Source organism: Streptomyces sp. DSM 42067 (assembly GCF_055792885.1).
In genome coordinates, this window is sequence record NZ_CM147706.1 from 4,758,760 (window position 1) to 4,778,098 (window position 19,339).

Annotated in this window: 19 protein-coding genes; 10 read left to right on the forward strand and 9 right to left on the reverse strand. The window is 68.0% G+C overall.

What is annotated here, in order from left to right:
* The first annotated feature begins 95 nt into the window (after positions 1-95).
* The 5 genes from ACSMXV_RS21825 to trxA all read left to right on the forward strand — a co-directional run bounded on the left by ACSMXV_RS21825 (position 96) and on the right by trxA (position 4,994).
* Positions 96-1,829: a protein kinase family protein gene (locus ACSMXV_RS21825; protein WP_473173010.1), complete on the forward strand. Its 1,734-nt coding sequence runs from the start codon at positions 96-98 to the stop codon at positions 1,827-1,829.
* Positions 1,830-1,858: 29 nt separating this feature from the next.
* Positions 1,859-2,575 (forward strand): RNA polymerase sigma factor SigM, encoded by a 717-nt coding sequence (gene sigM / locus ACSMXV_RS21830; RefSeq protein WP_473179027.1) that lies wholly within the window; start codon positions 1,859-1,861, stop codon positions 2,573-2,575.
* A complete protein-coding gene (locus ACSMXV_RS21835; RefSeq protein ID WP_473173011.1) occupies positions 2,572-3,495 on the forward strand; it encodes an anti-sigma factor in 924 nt (307 codons plus the stop codon). The genes sigM and ACSMXV_RS21835 overlap by 4 nt, the downstream gene beginning before the upstream one ends.
* 166 nt (positions 3,496-3,661) lie before the next feature.
* Positions 3,662-4,621 (forward strand): thioredoxin-disulfide reductase, encoded by a 960-nt coding sequence (gene trxB, locus ACSMXV_RS21840; RefSeq protein WP_181656297.1) that lies wholly within the window; start codon positions 3,662-3,664, stop codon positions 4,619-4,621.
* A gap of 40 nt (positions 4,622-4,661) precedes the next feature.
* Entirely contained in the window at positions 4,662-4,994 is a 333-nt protein-coding gene (gene trxA, locus ACSMXV_RS21845) for a thioredoxin (RefSeq protein ID WP_067281759.1), read from the forward strand.
* A 76-nt stretch (positions 4,995-5,070) separates the two neighbouring features.
* Here trxA and ACSMXV_RS21850 read toward each other — a convergent pair whose 3' ends face one another.
* From ACSMXV_RS21850 to rpmH, 9 genes are all read right to left on the reverse strand, one after another.
* Positions 5,071-5,688 carry a GNAT family N-acetyltransferase gene (locus ACSMXV_RS21850; RefSeq protein WP_181656296.1) on the reverse strand — a complete coding sequence of 206 codons (618 nt, stop codon included), beginning with the start codon at positions 5,686-5,688 and terminating at the stop codon, positions 5,071-5,073.
* A 343-nt stretch (positions 5,689-6,031) separates the two neighbouring features.
* Positions 6,032-7,132: a ParB/RepB/Spo0J family partition protein gene (locus ACSMXV_RS21855; RefSeq protein ID WP_473173012.1), complete on the reverse strand. Its 1,101-nt coding sequence runs from the start codon at positions 7,130-7,132 to the stop codon at positions 6,032-6,034.
* Positions 7,129-8,205, reverse strand: coding sequence for a ParA family protein (locus ACSMXV_RS21860; RefSeq protein ID WP_181656416.1), 1,077 nt, complete (start codon positions 8,203-8,205; stop codon positions 7,129-7,131). Before ACSMXV_RS21860 ends, ACSMXV_RS21855 begins: the two co-directional genes overlap by 4 nt.
* A 267-nt stretch (positions 8,206-8,472) precedes the next feature.
* Complete coding sequence (rsmG, locus tag ACSMXV_RS21865) at positions 8,473-9,189, reverse strand: 16S rRNA (guanine(527)-N(7))-methyltransferase RsmG (protein ID WP_473173013.1); 717 nt, start codon at positions 9,187-9,189, stop codon at positions 8,473-8,475.
* A 106-nt stretch (positions 9,190-9,295) separates the two neighbouring features.
* A complete protein-coding gene (locus ACSMXV_RS21870; protein WP_181864680.1) occupies positions 9,296-9,808 on the reverse strand; it encodes a Jag family protein in 513 nt (170 codons plus the stop codon).
* Between the two features lie 12 nt (positions 9,809-9,820).
* A complete protein-coding gene (gene yidC, locus ACSMXV_RS21875) occupies positions 9,821-11,101 on the reverse strand; it encodes a membrane protein insertase YidC (RefSeq protein WP_473173014.1) in 1,281 nt (426 codons plus the stop codon).
* A gap of 3 nt (positions 11,102-11,104) precedes the next feature.
* Complete coding sequence (yidD, locus tag ACSMXV_RS21880) at positions 11,105-11,464, reverse strand: membrane protein insertion efficiency factor YidD (protein WP_473173015.1); 360 nt, start codon at positions 11,462-11,464, stop codon at positions 11,105-11,107.
* Positions 11,461-11,832 carry a ribonuclease P protein component gene (gene rnpA / locus ACSMXV_RS21885; protein WP_473173016.1) on the reverse strand — a complete coding sequence of 124 codons (372 nt, stop codon included), beginning with the start codon at positions 11,830-11,832 and terminating at the stop codon, positions 11,461-11,463. Before rnpA ends, yidD begins: the two co-directional genes overlap by 4 nt.
* A gap of 19 nt (positions 11,833-11,851) precedes the next feature.
* Positions 11,852-11,989, reverse strand: a complete 138-nt coding sequence (gene rpmH, locus ACSMXV_RS21890; protein WP_005482975.1) for a 50S ribosomal protein L34 — start codon at positions 11,987-11,989, stop codon at positions 11,852-11,854.
* 385 nt (positions 11,990-12,374) lie between these two features.
* On the opposite strand from rpmH, the gene dnaA reads away from it, so the two are divergent.
* The 5 genes from dnaA (at position 12,375) to ACSMXV_RS21915 (ending at position 19,242) form a co-directional block, all read left to right on the forward strand.
* Positions 12,375-14,405 (forward strand): chromosomal replication initiator protein DnaA, encoded by a 2,031-nt coding sequence (dnaA, locus tag ACSMXV_RS21895; RefSeq protein WP_473173017.1) that lies wholly within the window; start codon positions 12,375-12,377, stop codon positions 14,403-14,405.
* A gap of 950 nt (positions 14,406-15,355) precedes the next feature.
* Positions 15,356-16,486: a DNA polymerase III subunit beta gene (gene dnaN, locus ACSMXV_RS21900; RefSeq protein WP_473173018.1), complete on the forward strand. Its 1,131-nt coding sequence runs from the start codon at positions 15,356-15,358 to the stop codon at positions 16,484-16,486.
* Between the two features lie 139 nt (positions 16,487-16,625).
* Positions 16,626-17,501 carry a phosphogluconate dehydrogenase (NAD(+)-dependent, decarboxylating) gene (gene gnd, locus ACSMXV_RS21905; protein WP_473173019.1) on the forward strand — a complete coding sequence of 292 codons (876 nt, stop codon included), beginning with the start codon at positions 16,626-16,628 and terminating at the stop codon, positions 17,499-17,501.
* Positions 17,502-17,551: 50 nt separating this feature from the next.
* Positions 17,552-18,673, forward strand: a complete 1,122-nt coding sequence (gene recF / locus ACSMXV_RS21910; protein WP_473173020.1) for a DNA replication/repair protein RecF — start codon at positions 17,552-17,554, stop codon at positions 18,671-18,673.
* Positions 18,670-19,242: a DciA family protein gene (locus ACSMXV_RS21915; RefSeq protein ID WP_473173021.1), complete on the forward strand. Its 573-nt coding sequence runs from the start codon at positions 18,670-18,672 to the stop codon at positions 19,240-19,242. Before recF ends, ACSMXV_RS21915 begins: the two co-directional genes overlap by 4 nt.
* Positions 19,243-19,339 lie beyond the last annotated feature (97 nt).

Below are 19,339 nucleotides of genomic sequence, written 5' to 3' on the forward strand. Positions count from 1 at the left end.
GCCGACCACCGTGTGTCGTGCATAGCGTCGGACTGTGGGCACAATTGGCTTTGGCGTCTGAACAGAGCGCAATGGATGGGGAGGCAGGAACGACGGTGGCGGAACGGAGCACGGCTGCCGTCGACGTGGCAGACAACAGCGGTGATGAGCCGCTGGCCGCCAAGGCGGACGAGGCCACGGCCGACGGGGAGGCCCAGACTGGGGAGCGGGACACAGCGGGCGATGAAAAGGACGAGGCGCGCGGGGACGTCACCCCGGAGACCGCGCCGGTCCAGGCCTCGCCACCGGAACTGCACAGCGGCCACAAGCTCGCCAGACGCTACCGGCTCGAGGAATGCGTCACCCGTCTGGACGGGTTCAGCAGCTGGCGTGCGGTGGACGAGAAGCTGCGCCGCGCCGTCGGCGTGCATCTGCTGCCTGCCGATCATCCACGGGCCCGTTCGGTGCTGGCCGCGGCCCGTTCGTCGGCGCTGCTGGGCGATCCCCGCTTCGTCCAGGTCCTGGACGCTGTCGAGGAGAACGACCTCGTCTATGTCGTGCACGAGTGGCTGCCGGATGCCACGGAGCTGACGACTCTCCTGGCCGCCGGCCCGCTCGAGGTGCACGACGCGTACCAGCTGGTGAACCAGGTCTCCCAGGCCATGGCCGCCGCGCATCGCGAGGGCCTGGCCCATCTGTGTCTGACGCCGAGCTCCGTGCTGCGGACCTCGTCCGGGCAATGGCGTATCCGCGGCCTCGCTGTGAACGCAGCCCTCCGCGGCATCAGCTCCGACACCCCCCAGCGCACCGACACCGAGGCCATCGGCGCGCTGCTCTACGCGGCATTGACCCAACGCTGGCCGTACGAGAGCGCCGCCTTCGGTCTCTCCGGGCTGCCCAAGGACGTCGGGCTGATCGCCCCCGATCAGGTACGGGCAGGAGTGCACCGGGGCCTGTCGGAGCTCGCGATGCGCGCCCTGGTCAACGACGGCGCCACGGCATCGCGCCAGGAGCCTCCGTGCACCACGCCGGAGGAACTGGTGAAGGCGATCGGCGAGATGCCCCGCATCCGCCCGCCGGAGCCGGCGTTCACGACGCCGCCCGAGTACCAGCGCACGACCTACCAGCAGGGCACATACGCCCGCGCCCAGGCCGTTCCCGGCGCCACCGCCCCGGTGCCGACACCGCCGCCCCCGCTGCAGAGCCGTACCGGCAAGGCTCTCAAGTGGGCCGTGTCCGCCTTGCTCATCGCGGCGCTCGGCCTCGGCAGCTGGCAGCTCGCGGACGCCCTCATGGACCAGGGGAAGTCCAAGGACACCACCCCGACGCAGAACAACGACGGCAACGACAAGGGCAACGCCAAGTCCGAGCCGTCGGCGAAGCCCATCACCATTCAGGGCGCCCAGGAGTACGTGGCGAAGGGCGATGCCCAGGCCCCGTCCGACGTGGGCAAGACGTACGACGGCGACAGCTCGACGTACTGGCGGACCAGGAGCTACATAGACGGTCCGGATATGAACCCCGCCTATAAGCCGGGCGTCGGTATCGTCTACGACCTCGGCTCGGAGCAAGCGGTGTCGGCAGCCTCAATAGGGCTCCGATATGCCGGTGACCACACGACGGTCACTCTGTACGCGACTGACTCCATGAGTTCGTCGACATCACTCAGCTTGATGAAGAAGATCGGGACCGTGACGACGAGCGGCGACACCGCAAAGGTGAAGGCCGACAAGCCGGTGAAGAGCCGATACGTGCTGGTCTGGTTCACCGCGCTACCGAAGGCGCCCGCGGACGAGTACAGCAACGCGGGCTACAAGCAGGCCGTCACGGACGTGAAGTTCAGGGGCTGAGCACTCACCGAGGGGAGGGGGGCCCGGTGGTGGACGACGCCGGATTCGGCGCAGCAAGCGATCAGGACCTCCTTGCCCGCCACGTCGCGGGGGACAAGGACGCGTTCGGCGAGCTCGTACGGCGCCACCGCGACCGACTGTGGGCGGTTGCGCTGCGCACGCTGGGAGACCGAGAGGAAGCCGCCGACGCGGTCCAGGACGCGCTGGTCTCGGCCTACCGAGCGGCTCATACGTTCCGCGGACAGTCCGCCGTCACGACATGGCTGCACCGGATCACGGTGAATGCCTGCCTGGACCGGGCACGCAAGGCCGCCTCCCGAAAGACGTCCCCCGTCAACGAAACGGAACGGCTGGAGCAGCTCCTCGAGCCGCACGAGTCCGCGGCCGCGCCTGCCGAGCGCAATGACCTCCACCGCGAGCTTCTGGAGGCGCTGCACACCCTGCCCGCAGATCAGCGTGCAGCTCTGGTCCTGGTGGATATGCAGGGCTACCCGGTCGCCGAGGCCGCCCGCATTCTCGATGTGCCCACAGGAACGGTGAAGAGCCGCTGCGCGCGCGGCAGAGCCAGACTGCTCCCACTGCTCACGCATCTGCGGGCAGGAGCCGGCAGCAGCGGTGAGAGCGGCAGCGAGAGCAAGAAGCCGGATACGGGTGCTGGAAGGAACCGGACGCAGGAGACATCCGTCCCACCAGCAGCAGAGCCGAAAGACCCAGATGCAGTGAAGGGCGGAGGTGGGCGCGCGTGAGTTCCTCGACCGGCACGGCCGGGCATCCGGACGTCACCGAGATCTCCGACCTGACCGAGGGTCTCCTCTCTCCCTCGCACACTGACGATGTGCGGCGGCACCTGGAGTCCTGTGCGCTCTGCGCCGATGTGTACGACTCCCTGGAGGAAATCCGAGGCCTGCTCGGCACCCTTCCGGGCCCGCCGCGGATGCCTATTGACGTCGCGGGGCGGATCGACGCGGCGCTGGCCGCGGAAGCGCTGCTTGACGCTACGGCGCCAGCGACCGCAGAGACCACCGTCGTCCATGTTTCACGTGAAACAGCGGGGGCGGCTGAACCTGACAGCGCGGCTGAACCTGACAGTCCAGCGGACCGGCCGGCGGGACGCCCGCGCGGGGCCACCGGCCCTGGGCGCCAGAGCCAGGTCCGCCATCGCCGCCGCAGGACTCTTGTGCTCAGCGGCGTCTTCACGGCGGCCGTGATAGGACTGGGCACCCTTCTTGTGCAGTCGCTCAGCGGCTCCCCGTCGGACGAGCCCACGCAGGGGCACGCCGCTTCCGCGCGCGCCTTCTCTACAGCGACGCTGGAGGAGCAGGTGGCGGATCTCCTCGCCAAGGATTCGTCCCCGGAACCCCGAGCTGGCAGCTCCCCGCCATCCTTCGACGCCGAGACCACTCCTGAAGACCCGAAATCGAACGCGCCCATGATGAAGCCCACGGACCAGGTTCCAGACTGCGTCCGGGCAGGCATCGGCCGAAGGGATGCGGCCCTCGGCATAGAGAAAGGCACCTACGAGGGCACAAGCTCCTATCTCGTCGTGCTGCCGCATCAGTCCGACCCAGCGAAGGTCTCGGCCTATGTGGTCGATGCTGCCTGTACGGAGCAGTCACCGGGCTCGGAGGGCAAGGTCCTGCTCACCCGCTCGTACGCCCATCCCTGATCGCCTGCATCATCGGAACGCCGGAGTCTCACGCGTCGGCACACCTCCGGGTGCTCGGACACGTGGGGAATGCGCGCCCCGTAGGATCCGTTGGGTGGGGTGAGAGCCCGGAAACGGGCTCCACCGGCACTAGGTGAAGCAGTCCCCAGAGACGAGGAATCAAGCCGTGAGCGACGTCCGTAACGTGATCATCATCGGCTCCGGGCCCGCCGGCTACACGGCGGCGCTCTACACTGCGCGCGCGTCGCTGAAGCCGCTGGTGTTCGAGGGTGCCGTCACCGCGGGTGGCGCCCTGATGAACACCACCGAGGTCGAGAACTTCCCCGGCTTCCAGGACGGCATCATGGGCCCCGAGCTCATGGACAACATGCGCGCGCAGGCCGAGCGCTTCGGTGCCGAGTTGGTTCCGGACGATGTCGTCGCCGTGGACCTCAGCGGAGACGTCAAGACCGTCACGGACACGGCGGGCACTGTGCACGAGGCCAAGGCCGTCATCGTCGCCACCGGCTCCCAGCACCGCAAGCTCGGCCTGCCGAACGAGGACGCTCTCTCGGGACGTGGCGTCTCCTGGTGCGCCACCTGTGACGGGTTCTTCTTCAAGGATCAGGACATCGCCGTGATCGGCGGCGGCGACACCGCGATGGAGGAGGCCACCTTCCTCTCGCGCTTCGCCAAGTCGGTGACGATCGTCCACCGCCGCGACAGCCTCCGGGCCTCGAAGGCGATGCAGGAGCGCGCCTTCGCCGACCCGAAGATCAAGTTCGTGTGGGACAGCGAGGTGGCCGAGATCCACGGCGACCAGAAGCTCTCGGGGCTGACGCTGCGCAACGTCAAGACGGGCGAGACCTCCGAGCTGCCCGTGACGGGTCTGTTCATCGCGATCGGCCACGACCCGCGCACTGAGCTCTTCAAGGGTCAGCTCGACCTCGACGACGAGGGCTACCTGAAGGTCGACGCGCCCTCGACCCGGACGAACATCACCGGCGTCTTCGCCAGCGGCGACGTCGTCGACCACACCTACCGGCAGGCGATCACCGCCGCCGGCACCGGTTGCTCCGCGGCTCTCGACGCCGAGCGCTACCTCGCTGCCCTCTCGGACAGCGAGACCGCTGCTGCCACCGTCTGACCATCACCCGCCCCACCGCACAACAGTTAAGGAGCCCGCCGTGGCCGGCACTCTGAAGAATGTGACCGATGATTCCTTCGAGCAGGACGTGCTCAAGAGCGACAAGCCCGTTCTGGTGGACTTCTGGGCCGCCTGGTGCGGTCCGTGCCGCCAGATCGCGCCGTCCCTCGAGGCGATCGCGGCCGAGTACGGCGACAAGATCGAGGTCGTGAAGCTCAACATCGACGAGAACCCCAACACTGCCGCGAAGTACGGCGTGATGTCCATTCCGACGCTGAACGTCTACCAGGGCGGCGAGGTGGCGAAGACCATCGTCGGTGCGAAGCCGAAGGCCGCGATCGTTCGCGACCTCGAGGACTTCATCGCCGAGTAAACGGCGGCGCTGTTTCACGTGAAACACGAATGGGCCAACCCTTCGGGGCTGGCCCATTCGTCTTGTTCTAGCGGCTCTACAGGGGCCGCAGTGCCGGCTCCTTCTGGACGGCTCCGAGCAGTCGGTCCAGGGCCATCTCGACGTCTTCCTTCCATGACAGCGTCGTACGCAGCTCAAGCCTCAGCCGTGGATACGTGGGATGGGGCCGGACCGTCTTGAAGCCCACCGCGAGCAAATGGTCCGCCGGCAGCACACAGGCGGGTTCCTTCCACTGTGCGTGGCCGAATGCCTCGATCGCCTTGAAGCCTCTGCGCAGCAGATCCTTGGCCACCGTCTGGACCATGACGCGACCGAGACCTTGGTCCTGATAGCCGGGGGTGATGAAGGCGGTCATCAACTGGACGGCGTCCGGCGAGACAGGGCTTGTGGGGAAGGCCATGGATCGGGGCACATACGCCGGGGGCGCGTACAGGACGAAGCCCACAGGAACATCATCGACGTAAACGACTCGTCCGCAGGAGCCCCACTCCAGGAGCACGGCAGAGATCCAGGCTTCCTTCTCCAGCTCCTGCGTCCCCGCCTTCAGCGCGGCTTGCCCACTGACCGGATCCAGCTCCCAGAAGACACATGAGCGACAGCGCTTGGGGAGATCCGGAAGGTTGTCCAGCGTGAGCGGTACGAGCCGACGCCCCATGAAGGCAGTTCCTCACTTCCCTCGCCCGCCGCATCACGGGCGGCTGTCAGAGCGCTCCGTTCCCTGAGCAGACTACCGACGAACCCGCCGACCGCCCCAAGCCCGAGGCCTGTCGTCACCAGTCCGGTGCGGCTCACCGATCGCATGGCCCCCGCCTCCCCAATAAGGTGCCGCCAGAGAGATACGCCAAACCCGTTCGCATGGTATCCGCGCAGCGATTGCATCGATACCGACTGAAAGCAAAGAGCAGGCCGTGTTCCGGTACAGACCGGACAGGGCCCGCTCTTTCTGCGCGGCAGATCGTTTAGCCGCTCGATGGCGCTCAGTCTCCGTCGAGCGCCGTTCAGTCTTCCGTTTCCTCTGAAGCGTCCCCCGTGACGCCGTGCTGCAGAACCGGTCCTTCGCCCGGGGCGAGCGTTCCCAGGATCCGCTCCAGGTCGTCCATCGACGCGAACTCGACGACGATCTTGCCCTTCTTCTGGCCGAGGTCCACCTTCACCCGCGTCTCGAAACGGTCCGAGAGACGAGTGGCGAGATCGCTCAGCGCGGGGGAGACACGGCCTCCGGCTCGGGGTCCCTTGGACCTCGCCGTGCTCTTCGGCCGCGAACCCATCAGGGTCACGATCTCCTCGACCGCCCGCACGGAGAGCCCCTCGGCCACGATGCGGTGCGCGAGCCTGTCCTGCTCCTCCGAGTCCTCGACGGACAGCAGAGCGCGCGCATGACCTGCGGAGAGAACCCCGGCGGCAACCCTGCGCTGCACGGCTGGCGAGAGTTTCAGCAGCCGGAGCGTATTGGAGACCTGGGGGCGGGACCGGCCGATCCGATCCGCCAGCTGATCGTGCGTGCAGTTGAAGTCCTTGAGCAGCTGGTCGTAGGCAGCAGCCTCTTCCAGCGGGTTCAGCTGAGCGCGGTGCAGGTTCTCCAGAAGCGCGTCCAGGAGGAGCTTCTCGTCCTCCGTCGCCCGCACAATCGCCGGGATGGCGTCCAGTCCTGCCTCACGGCAGGCGCGCCAGCGCCGCTCGCCCATGATGAGCTCGTAGCGCGAGGGCGCCAGCTGCCGGACGACGACAGGCTGGAGAAGCCCGACCTCCTTGATCGAGGTGACGAGCTCGGCCAGGGCGTCCTCGTCGAAGACCTCGCGCGGCTGGCGTGGGTTGGGCGTGATGGAGTCGAGGGGCAGTTCAGCGAAGTGAGCTCCGGCCGGGCTCTGCGGAGACTCCGCCTCAGCATTCGACGGCTCCGCCGTTTCATGTGAAACAGAGCCCTGGGGCAGCGTGGTCACCTTCGCCGCCGCCACTCCTCGTTCCGCGGTCAGGACAGGCGCGGTGGAGGATGCGGCCGGTGCACCATTCGCCGCCGGGGACACCGGTTTCTCGCCTGTCGGGGCCGCTGGGATCAGGGCGCCGAGGCCGCGCCCCAGACCCCTTCGTCGCTCACTCACTGGATCCCCTCCGCCATATTCTGCTGATCATTCTGAGCGCCCGCGTGGGCCTGCTGTGCGTCGTAATGGATGCCCACCCCGCGCAACGCGATTTCCCGCGCCGCCTCCAGGTACGAGAGAGCACCGCTCGACCCTGGATCGTATGTCAGCACCGTCTGCCCATAGCTCGGCGCCTCGGAAATACGTACGGAGCGCGGGATGCTCGTGCGGAGAACCTCTTCGCCGAAGTGGTTGCGCACCTCTTCCGCCACCTGAGACGCCAGTCGGGTCCGGCCGTCGTACATGGTGAGCAGAATCGTCGAAACATGCAGGGCAGGGTTGAGGTGACCGCGTACTAGATCCACATTGCGGAGAAGCTGACCCAGCCCCTCCAGCGCGTAGTACTCGCACTGGATCGGAATGAGCACCTCGGCGCCGGCCACAAGGGCATTGACCGTCAGCAGACCCAGCGACGGCGGGCAGTCGATGAGGATGTAGTCCAACGGCTGCTCGTACGCCTGGATCGCCCTCTGCAGTCGGCTCTCCCGCGCCACCAACGACACCAACTCGATCTCCGCACCGGCGAGATCGATCGTGGCAGGGGCACAGAAGAGGCCCTCGACATCGGGCACCGGCTGGACGACTTCGGAGAGCGGCTTGCTCTCGACCAAGACGTCATAGATGGACGGGACTTCGGCGTGATGGTCGATGCCCAGTGCGGTGGATGCGTTGCCCTGGGGGTCAAGGTCGATCACCAGGACGCGTCCGCCATGCAGAGCAAGCGAGGCGGCAAGGTTGACCGTCGTTGTGGTCTTGCCCACCCCGCCCTTCTGGTTGGCGACGACCATGACTCGGGTTTCCTCAGGTCGCGGCAGTCCCTCCCCGGCGCGGCCTAGAGCCTCCACCGCTAGTTGGGCAGCGCGACCGATCGGGGTGTCGTCCATCGGGGGCGGTGTTTCACGTGAAACATCCTCCCCTGCCGACTCGGTACGGGGACCGGGGACCGGATCGGTCATCGGCCCTGCGATGTTGGCGTCGGACCGCAACGATTCACTCTCCTCGACTACAGGCTCGCAATGAACAGAGCCTCCCATGCTTTCGGGGTCGTGAACCAGCGAGGCCCGGTCTTCTGTGGACGATTCCACCTCTGTGGAAAACCCCGTGCCCCCTCCGAGGGAACCGAGAGGCCGACGGTCGCGCGGTTCGGCGGCAGCGCGGCCGCGACTGATGATGCCATGCAGCAGTGAGCGACGTTTCACGTGAAACACGATGCATAGCGGCCCCTGGCCGGGCTCGCACGACACTCCGACTTGCGTCGGTTTGGCAGCTTGTGTGGAGTACGGGGTGATCGTGAGGACGGATCAGCGACGGCGCCGAGACCGCCCTGTCCGTGCGGCCTTGGCCCGCTTGGCGGCGAACCGTACGCCACCCGGACTCTCCCCGACCTCGACGCGCACCACCGTGGAGGGCGGGTCCACGACTCCGTCCCCAACGTGCAGGACCGAAACGTCGACCGCACCGAGCTTGCTCAGGGCAGCCCCTGCGCTCTTGACCTCTTCCTCGGCGGTGTCGCCCTTGAGAGCAAGCATCTCGCCGTACGGACGCAGCAGAGGGACGCCCCATGCCGCCAACCGGTCCAGGGGGGCCACAGCCCGTGCCGTGACCACATGGACAGGCGGCAGCTTGCCGAGAACCTCCTCGGCGCGGCCACGCACGACCGTCACATGGTCGAGGCCGAGCAGTTCGACCACTTCGGTGAGAAAGTTCGTGCGCCGCAGCAACGGCTCCAGAAGCGTGATCTTCAGGTCGGGCCTCACGAGGGCCAGCGGGATACCGGGAAGCCCTGCGCCGGAACCCACGTCGCAGACCGTCACGCCCTCGGGTACGACCTCGGAGAGCACGGCACAATTCAGCAGGTGCCGCTCCCACAGCCGGGGGACTTCGCGAGGACCGATGAGACCGCGCTGCACTCCCACATCGGCCAGCAGCTCCGCGTACCGCACTGCGTCCGCGAAGCGATCGCCGAATACCGCCCGGGCCTGCTCCGGAGCCGGGGGAAGCTCCGCTGCCTCCGTCACGGGGACCGTCCTTCCGTACCGCGCTACCGAAATGGATGCTGACTATCAGGCTGACAAAGACCGGCCCCGCCTGCGAACAGACGGGGCCGGGACGACAAGGTGCCGATCAGGCAGGGAGCACGACGACGAAGCGCTGAGGCTCCTCGCCTTCCGACTCGCTGCGCAGTCCGGCGGCCTTGACCGCATCGTGCACGACCTTGCGCTCGAAGGGAGTCATCGGCTTGAGCTTCACCGCTTCGCCGGTGTTCTTGACCTCGGCGGCGGCCTTGGCGCCCAGCTCGGAGAGCTCCTCACGCTTCTTCGCGCGGTAGCCGGCGATGTCCAGCATCAGCCGGCTGCGGTCGCCGGTCTCGCGGTGCACCGCGAGGCGGGTCAGCTCCTGCAGAGCCTCGAGCACCTCGCCGTCGCGGCCGACCAGTTTCTGCAGGTCACGGCTGCCCGTGTCGCTGACGATCGAGACAGCGGCCCGGTCGGCCTCGACGTCCATGTCGATGTCGCCGTCGAGGTCGGCGATGTCCAGCAGACCCTCGAGGTAGTCCGCCGCGATCTCACCCTCCTGCTCAAGGCGGGTCAGGGTGTCGCCACCCTCAGGAGCGGCGGAGGTGGTGCCTTCCGTCACGGGAGGGACTCCTTACTTCTTGGACGGGTGCTTGGGCCGCTGCTGGCCCCTGCGCTGTCCGGACTTGGCTTGGCGTGCGGTACCGGCGCCGGACTGGCTGCCCGCCGGCTTGTCCTGGGGAGTGGCGTCCTGAGGCTCGTCCTTCTTCTCCAGCGACGCCTTGGGGGCGGCCTCAGCCGCCGTCTTGGGGGCCGCCTGGGACCCGGCGGCATGGCGCTGCGCCTTGGACTGGCGCTTGGGCTGCTGACGCTTCGGAACGGCGCCTGCAGGAGCGCCGTCGCCCGGCTCCGCGGCCACCGTGGTCTCGCTCACCACCACGGTGCCGTCGGCCTGGGCGGCAAGGCCCGCCTTGTTCAGGCCGTTGATGAACTTGCGCTCGTATTCGTTGCGGTCGCGCCCCTTGGCGACGATCGCCTTCACCGCGGCGCGGTCGCGACGGGTACGGACCTTGTCGGCGTGCGTGACGTGCTTCAGCAGACGCTCCAGGTACGCGCCCTGGGCCTTGCTGCCCGGAGTCGGGTTCTGGCGGATGACGTACATCTGCTGGCCCATGGTCCACACGTTCGTGGTCAGCCAGTAGACGAGGACACCGACCGGGAAGTTGATACCGAAGACGGCGAACATGATGGGGAAGACGTACATCAGCATCTTCTGCTGCTGCATGAACGGCGTCTTCACCGTGGTGTCGACGTTCTTCGTCATCAGCTGGCGCTGTGTGTAGAACTGCGACGCCGACATCAGAACGATCATGATCGCGGTGACGATCCGGACGCTGGTCAGTGAGGCGTCGAGCGCCGTGACGTCCGCGGCGCTGTCGGTGAACTTCGCGGCCAGCGGGGCCCCGAAAATGTGCGCCTGCTGCGCGCTCTGCAGAAGACGCTCGTTGATCACGCCGACGGTGTCGTTGTTCGCGATGCTGTTGAGCACGTGGTACAGCGCGAAGAAGAACGGCGACTGCGCCAGGATGGGAAGGCACGAGGAGAGCGGGTTGGTGCCCGTCTCCTTGTACAGCTTCATCATCTCTTCGGACTGACGCTGCTTGTCGTTCTTGTAGCGCTCCTGGATCTTCTTCATCTCGGGCTGGAGCGTCTGCATGGCCCGGGTCGCCTTGATCTGCTTCACGAAAAGCGGGATCAGGCAGATGCGGATCAGGATCACGAGGGACACGATGGACAGGCCCCAGGCCCAGCCCGTGTCAGGGCCGAAGAGCGCCCCGTACAGCGAGTGGAACTGGACGATGATCCACGAAACTGGTGTCGTGATAAAGCTGAAAAGACTGGCAATCGTGTCCACTAATCAGGCTCCTTGAGCATGGGACGGGGTCTCGGCGGCCGGGCTCGAGGGGTCAGGACGGCTTTCCCTGGAAGGCACGCCCTCGGCGGAGGTCCCGCCCTTGCGTTCGCGCCATGCGTTCCGCAGCATTTCGTGCCACCGCGGACGCTTACGCGGAGGAACATGGTCGACACCGCCGAGCGACCACGGATTGCACCGGAGGATGCGCCAGGCGGTGAGTGCCGTTCCCTTGATCGCACCGTGCCGGTCGATGGCCTGGTAGCCGTAGTGGGAACACGACGGGTAGTACTTGCACACCGGCCCCAGCAGCGGACTGATCGTCCACTGGTAGAGCTTGATGAGAGCCAGCAGCGGGTACTTCATCGCGCGCCCCCTCCCAGCAGTCGTTGAAGGGCGGCATCCAGGTCTCGGGCCAGCTGTGCGTGGTCGGCGTCACCCGCACCGGGCAGCGCTCGTACGACTACCAGGCTACCGGGGGGCAGCTGAGGCAACCGATCACGCATCAGATGGCGAAGTCTGCGCTTCACCGTGTTGCGTACGACCGCACCACCCACTGCCTTGCTCACGACGAAACCCGCACGCGACAGGGAGACGCTCTCCCCAGGCGCGTGCGGGTCCGTTGCACCGCTGCGTAGATGGACGACGAGAAGCGGGCGTCCGGCCCGGCGTCCTCGGCGTACCGCGGTCGCGAAGTCCTCGCGCCGCCTCAGCCGATGCTCGGAAGGCAGCACGACGTCATGACCTGTGTGATCAGGCGGACAGGCTGGCGCGACCCTTGCTGCGGCGGTTCGCGAGAATCGCGCGGCCGGCGCGGGTGCGCATCCGCAGGCGGAAGCCGTGGGTCTTCGCGCGACGACGGTTGTTCGGCTGGAAGGTGCGCTTGCTCACTCGGGGGCTCCAGAAATGATTGGGTGGCTGGCGGGGTGTCGGCTGGCTGTCACCGTGCGCCCACGAGTAGCTCGCAATACGCCCGAGTGCACCGCTTCCCGATCACTGATCGTGATCTATGCCCATCGGAGGCAGGCGGCAGCAGCCATCGACAACTCGACCTGGTTACGGTACGCGGGGCTACGCCATCCGGTCAAACCAGCGGCGCCTGAGGGACACTATCCACAGGCTGGGGACAACAACTTGAACCGTACCGGTCGCCCTGACTACCGTGGCTGGACTCCGATTCGTTCCCCTTCCCCTGCCCCTCCCGGTTTACATCCGGACCCATCCCGACCCGTCCCGAGAACCACACGTTCGTGGGACCCGTGAGAGAGCGTGCCCTGTGGCTGACGTACCTGCCGATCTTGCCGCAGTGTGGCCACGAGTACTGGAACAGCTCCTCGGGGAGGGCCGCGGTCAGGGCGTCGAGGCGAAGGACGAGCACTGGATCAGACGGTGTCAGCCGCTGGCACTCGTGGCCGACACCGCGCTGCTCGCCGTGCCGAACGAATTCGCCAAGGGCGTTCTCGAAGGCCGGCTCGCGCCCGTCGTCAGCGAGACGCTGAGCCGCGAGTGCGGCCGCCCCATCCGTATCGCGATCACGGTCGACGACTCCGCCGGCGAGCCCCCGGCCCCACCGGTGCCGCCGTCCCCGGACTCGGCACGAGCGGGCGGACCCTCCTCGCAGCGCTACGAGGAGCCCGAGCTTCCCTCCGCCTCTGGCCAGGGCCGCGAGACGTACGAGGGATACGGCCGGCCTCCCGCCGGCGAGCACACGGGAGGCCACCGCGATCAGCTGCCGGGCTCGCGCCCGGACCAGCTCCCGACGGTCCGCCCTGCCTACCCGGGCGACTACCAGCGGCCCGAGCCGGGTGCCTGGCCGCGCCCGGCCCAGGACGAGTACAGCTGGCAGCAGCCACGGCTCGGCTTCCCGGACCGCGACCCGTATGCGACGCCGTCGTCAGCACCACAGCACGACTACCGGTCGCAGTCCGGAGACCGCTCTCCGTATGAGCCGGACCGCTCCTCCTACGACGACCGTTCACCGTACGAATCGGACCGCCAGCGCTACGAGACAGAGCGCTCGCAGTACGACTCGGAACGTTCGCAGTACGACCCGGACCGCCCTCAGTACGAGCAGCAGCGTTCCGAGTACGAGCAGCGTGCCCGCCGCGATCTTCCCGACAGGCCGTCGGGACCGGCTGGGCACGGTGGCCGCACAGGGCCGGGGGTGCACGGCATGCACGGCGGCGGTCCCGTCGGCTCCGCGCTGCCGGCACCGAGCGGCGCACCCGGCCCGTTGGCCGCACAGCCGGCTCCCGCGACGGGTCCCGGCGAGCCTACCGCCCGCCTGAACCCCAAGTACCTGTTCGACACGTTCGTGATCGGCGCCTCGAACCGCTTCGCGCACGCGGCAGCCGTCGCCGTCGCCGAGGCACCCGCCAAGGCGTACAACCCCCTCTTCATCTACGGGGATTCGGGGCTCGGCAAAACGCATCTGCTGCATGCGATCGGGCACTACGCCCGCAGCCTCTACCCGGGCACGCGCGTGCGCTACGTGAGCTCCGAGGAGTTCACCAACGAGTTCATCAACTCCATCCGCGACGGCAAGGGCGACAGCTTCCGCAAGCGCTACCGCGAGATGGACATCCTGCTCGTCGACGACATCCAGTTCCTCGCGGAGAAGGAGTCGACGCAGGAGGAGTTCTTCCACACCTTCAACACGCTCCACAACGCGAACAAGCAGATCGTGCTGTCCTCGGACCGGCCGCCCAAGCAGCTGGTGACCCTGGAGGACCGGCTGCGCAACCGCTTCGAGTGGGGCCTGATCACCGATGTCCAGCCGCCCGAGCTGGAGACGCGTATCGCGATCCTCCGTAAGAAGGCGGTGCAGGAGCAGCTCAACGCCCCGCCGGAGGTGCTGGAGTTCATCGCCTCCCGTATCTCGCGCAACATCCGCGAGCTCGAGGGCGCGCTGATCCGGGTGACGGCCTTCGCGTCCCTCAACCGCCAGCCTGTGGACCTCGGCCTGACGGAGATCGTCCTCAAGGACCTGATCCCCGGGGGTGAGGACTCGGCGCCGGAGATCACGGCGACCGCCATCATGGCCGCGACCGCCGACTACTTCGGGCTGACGGTCGAGGACCTGTGCGGATCCTCGCGGAGCCGCGTTCTCGTGACGGCCCGCCAGATCGCGATGTACCTCTGCCGCGAGCTCACCGATCTGTCGCTGCCGAAGATCGGCGCGCAGTTCGGCGGCCGGGACCATACGACGGTGATGCACGCGGACCGCAAGATCCGCGCGCTGATGGCCGAGCGCCGCTCCATCTACAACCAGGTCACCGAGCTCACGAACCGCATCAAGAACGGCTGACGGCTCGCGCGGGAGGCAGCCACTGACAGCATGCGCAGGAGCGGCTGACCGCACATTCGAGAACGGCTGACGGCAGCGCGCACGCGCGCGTGCAGGGCGTCCAGGGACAGGTTCCCGGGGCGCCCTTCGTCGTTCTGCGGCTGCGACGCGGCTCCCGGGCGGCCGCCGAGGGTTATCCGGCTGTTCGATTACAAGGCCCGGCTCGCCCCTTCTCCACAGAAACGAGGGGTTTCCCTCCTCCACACCCTGGGGACTGCCGAGTTGTCCAGATCGTGTCCACAGCGGGGCCCGATGAGAGACCATCTACCGAGGCCAGGCGCCTGTGGATCCGTGGATGAACGGTCTCCACAGACTGTGGACAGAAAAATGATCCACAGGGGGAACCGGGCGTTGTCCACCGGCGGCCCACAGGAACGAGGGCGTTGTCCCCAGCTTCTCCACATGCCTGTCCACTGTTCGGCAACGAAACGCACGCTCTCACCGGCGCGAGTGAAAGGCGTCACACCAAGATGCCGGATTGGGCTGTGGGGAACGTGGGTAAAGCTGGGGACGGCGTTGGGGAGAAGTGGCCTGGTCCTGTGCATCGGGTGTGCAGAACTTTTCCCCGTCCACAGCCGCGCCCGGTTGTCCACCGCTCGCGCCCACAGGCCCGGTGGACAAAAAACCGGCTCTGACCTGCGCACTCGCGGTTATCCACGGTTTCCACAGGCCCTACTACTACCCCTGACTAGATAGACCGGGGAAATTGCCTCGAAGGGGGGCCTGTGCACAACTCGCGGTCCGGTGCTCCGGTGCCGCCCGGTACGACTTGACCCTGAGGGGCACCAGCTGTCAGTGCCGTGCGTCAGACTGGTCTCCCGGTGTCCTTCCCTCCCGAGGGCCTAGCGACACCGAGCCAGACGACGAAGTGAGCAGGCGAGAGCGCCGGCAACAGCAGGAGGCGGCTTACGGTGAAGATCCGGGTGGAACGCGACGTACTCGCGGAGGCAGTGGCCTGGGCGGCGCGCAGCCTTCCGGCCCGTCCGCCTGCGCCCGTCCTCGCGGGCCTTCTGCTGAAGGCCGAGGACGGCGTACTGAGCCTGTCGAGCTTCGACTACGAGGTGTCGGCGCGCGTCTCCGTGGAGGCGGAGGTCGAGGAGGAGGGCACCGTGCTCGTCTCCGGCCGGCTCCTCGCCGACATCTCCCGCGCCCTCCCCAACCGCCCGGTGGAGATTTCCACAGACGGTGTACGGGCGACCGTGGTCTGCGGCTCCTCCCGGTTCACACTCCACACACTGCCTGTGGAGGAGTACCCGGCGCTGCCGCAGATGCCGAACGCCACGGGCACGGTCCCCGGCGAGGTCTTCGCCTCCGCGGCCGCCCAGGTGGCCATCGCCGCCGGCCGTGACGACACGCTCCCTGTCCTGACCGGTGTGCGCATCGAGATCGAGGGCGACACGGTCACGCTGGCCTCCACCGACCGCTACCGCTTCGCGGTCCGCGAGTTCCTGTGGAAGCCGGAGAACCCGGACGCCTCCGCGGTTGCCCTGGTCCCGGCCAAGACGCTTCTCGACACGGCCAAGGCGCTGACCAGCGGCGACAGCGTGACGCTGGCGCTGTCGGGCTCTGGTGCCGGCGAGGGCCTGATCGGTTTCGAGGGCGCCGGGCGGCGTACGACGACGCGGCTGCTGGAAGGCGACCTGCCCAAGTACCGCACGCTCTTCCCGACGGAGTTCAACTCGGTCGCGGTCATCGAGACCGGCCCGTTCGTCGAGGCCGTCAAGCGTGTGGCTCTGGTGGCCGAGCGGAACACTCCGGTGCGGCTCAGCTTCGAGCAGGGTGTCCTCACCCTGGAGGCCGGTTCCAGCGACGATGCACAGGCTGTGGAAAGGGTTGACGCCCAGCTGGAGGGTGACGACATCTCGATCGCCTTCAACCCGACGTTCCTGCTGGACGGCCTGAGCGCCATCGACTCCCCGGTGGCCCAGCTCTCCTTCACGACGTCGACCAAGCCGGCGCTGCTCAGCGGCAAGCCCGCCGTGGACGCCGAGGCGGACGAGGCGTACAAGTACCTGATCATGCCGGTCCGGCTCTCGGGCTGATCACCACGGGCGGGCATCACCGCAGGTGGGATCGGTTGAGCGGCTGAGCCCACAGGTGTGCACGCAAGTCCGGGCGTAGGCTCGGACGCGGGTACGAAAGTGCCGGAAAGCCACCTCGCTAAGTGAAGGAACACCACTGATGGAGCTCGGTCTCGTCGGCCTCGGCAAGATGGGCGGCAACATGCGCGAGCGGATCCGCCGCGCAGGTCACACCGTCGTCGGATACGACCGCAACCCGGACCTCGCCGATGTCCACAGCCTCGAAGAGCTTGTGGGCAAGCTCAAGGGCCCGCGTGTGGTGTGGGTGATGGTCCCGGCCGGTGCCGCGACCCAGTCCACCATCGACGAGCTCGCCGAGCTGCTGAGCCCCGGCGATGTCGTCGTGGACGGCGGCAACTCCCGCTGGACGGACGACGAGAGGCACGCCGTCGAGCTGGGCATCAAGGGCATCGGCTTCGTCGACTGCGGCGTCTCCGGCGGTGTCTGGGGCCTGGAGAACGGCTATGCGCTGATGTACGGCGGCGACAAGGAGAACGTCGCCAAGGTGCAGCCGATCTTCGACGCCCTGAAGCCGGAGGGCGACTTCGGCTCGGTGCACGCGGGCAAGGTGGGCGCCGGTCACTTCGCGAAGATGGTCCACAACGGCATCGAGTACGCGATGATGCAGGCCTACGCCGAGGGCTGGGAGCTGCTGGAGGCTGTGGACTCGGTCACCGACGTCCGCGAGGTTTTCCGGTCCTGGCAGGAGGGCACGGTCATCCGCTCCTGGCTGCTGGACCTCGCGGTCAACGCCCTCGACGAGGACGAGCACCTCGAGCAGCTCAAGGGCTATGCGCAGGACTCCGGCGAGGGCCGGTGGACGGTTGAGGCCGCCATCGACAACGCGGTCCCGCTGCCGGCGATCACCGCGTCGCTGTTCGCCCGCTTCGCCTCGCGCCAGGACGACTCCCCGCAGATGAAGATGATCGCGGCCCTGCGCAACCAGTTCGGCGGCCACGCGGTCGAGAAGGCGTAAGCACTACCAAGCAACACCCGAAACACCCTGGGGGAGGTCGGCGAACGACCATGCACGTCACGCATCTGTCGCTGGCCGACTTCCGCTCGTACGCCCGGGTCGAGGTCCCGCTCGACCCGGGCGTCACCGCTTTCGTAGGCCCGAACGGGCAGGGCAAGACGAACCTCGTCGAAGCCGTCGGCTATCTGGCGACGCTCGGCAGCCACCGCGTCTCCTCGGACGCCCCGCTGGTACGCATGGGAGCCGAGCGCGCGATCATCCGGGCCGCCGTACGGCAGGGTGAGCGCCAGCAGCTGGTCGAGCTCGAGCTCAACCCGGGCAGGGCGAACCGCGCCCGGATCAATAGATCCTCGCAGGTCAGACCGCGCGATGTGCTGGGCATCGTACGAACGGTGCTGTTCGCGCCCGAGGACCTGGCGCTCGTCAAGGGCGATCCCGGAGAGCGCCGGCGCTTCCTCGACGAGCTGATCACCGCGCGCGCCCCGCGCATGGCCGGGGTGCGCTCTGACTACGACCGCGTCCTCAAGCAGCGCAACACCCTCCTCAAGTCGGCCGCGCTTGCCCGCCGGCACGGCGGCCGTTCCATGGACCTGTCCACACTCGACGTATGGGACCAGCACCTCGCGCGCGCGGGCGCCGAGCTGCTCGCCCAGCGGCTGGACCTGATAGCCGCGCTGCAGCCCCTGGCCGACAAGGCGTACGAGCAGTTGGCACCCGGCGGCGGACCGGTCGCGCTGGAGTACAAGCCGTCCGCGCCCGGCGAGGGCCACACGCGCGAGGAGCTGTACGAACAGCTGATGGCCGCGCTCGCCGAGGTGCGCAAGCAGGAGATCGAGCGGGGCGTGACCCTGGTGGGCCCTCACAGGGACGATCTACTGCTCAAACTTGGCCAGCTGCCCGCGAAGGGATACGCGAGTCACGGCGAATCCTGGTCGTTCGCGCTGGCCCTGCGCCTCGCCTCGTACGACCTGCTGCGGGCCGAAGGCGCTGAGCCGGTGCTCGTTCTCGACGACGTGTTCGCCGAGCTGGACGCCCGGCGCCGCGAACGGCTCGCGGAGCTCGTCGCCCCGGGCGAGCAGGTGCTGGTCACGGCCGCGGTCGACGACGACGTACCGGACGTACTGACGGGCGCACGGTTCGTGGTGTCCGAGGGCACCGTGGAGCGCGTATGAGCGATATCACATCTGGTGGTGCGGGCGGGGTCCCCGAGGAGCGGCCCGCGGAGCCCGGCCCCAAGGTCCCCGAACCCAGCGGCGTGGACCTCGCCCGCGTCGCCCTGCGCGCGGCGAAGGAACAGGCACGCGCGCGTGGTGCCGCAGCACAGCAGAAGAAGCAGGCCCGAAGGGGCGGTCTGCGCTCCGGCGCGCGGGCCGACGGCCGCGACCCGATGGCGCTGGGCGCCGCCATCAACCGGCTGATCACCGAGCGCGGCTGGGAGACCCCGGCCGCCGTCGGCGGTGTCATGGGCCGCTGGCCGCAGATCGTCGGCGCGGACCTGGCCAGGCACTGCGTACCGCAGCGATACGACGAGGACGAGCGCGTACTGACGGTGCTCTGCGACTCCACGGCCTGGGCGACACAGCTTCGGCTGCTGGCTCCGCAGCTGGTGGCGCGCCTCAACGAGGACCTCGGCCACGGCACCGTGAAGCTCATCAAGGTCCACGGCCCCGGCGGCCCCGCCAGTCGCTTCGGCCCCCTGCGCGCCCCCGGAAGCACGGGCCCCGGCGACACATACGGCTGACTTCCGGCGGACGGTAGCGGGGGGTTGACACCTCGAAGCGCTGAGTGCCGCTGTGAGCCTCTTGGAGCCCCGCTCCGCATATGGGGAGTCGGCCGAG